Source organism: Pseudomonas baetica (assembly GCF_019733355.1).
Classification (GTDB): Bacteria; Pseudomonadota; Gammaproteobacteria; order Pseudomonadales; family Pseudomonadaceae; genus Aquipseudomonas; species Aquipseudomonas baetica_A.
In genome coordinates this window covers 1-272 of sequence record NZ_JAIHLQ010000180.1, presented here as the reverse complement: position 1 = coordinate 272, position 272 = coordinate 1, and the positions used below count along the sequence as shown (strand labels likewise).

The following is a 272-nucleotide window of genomic DNA, read 5'->3' as shown; positions in this document are numbered from 1 at the left end:
GCCCTGAATGCCATGACCTTTGAGCACCTGCGCGATGATCTGCGGCACGGTCATGCGCTGGAAAATCCGCTGATCGTGGCTGAACTGCAAATAGTGCAGCGCCGGCACCAGCGTCAGGTGATAACGAGTCAGACGCTTGCCGGCCTCGCCGACCAGCACGTCTTCGATGCGCCCGTGAATGCCTTCGCCGTTATGGCCAAATTGCAGAAACGCCGGTTGGCTGAGCAAGCTCTCCAGATCGAAGTCCGGGTGCTCGCTGACCAGTTCTACAT

General features: G+C 59.2%; 1 protein-coding gene. It reads right to left on the bottom strand.

Annotated elements, in window-relative coordinates; translation table 11 throughout:
* Positions 1 to 272 (bottom strand): contractile injection system protein, VgrG/Pvc8 family (locus tag K5E40_RS34650; RefSeq protein ID WP_260456262.1); only part of this gene is annotated, 272 nt, incomplete at both ends.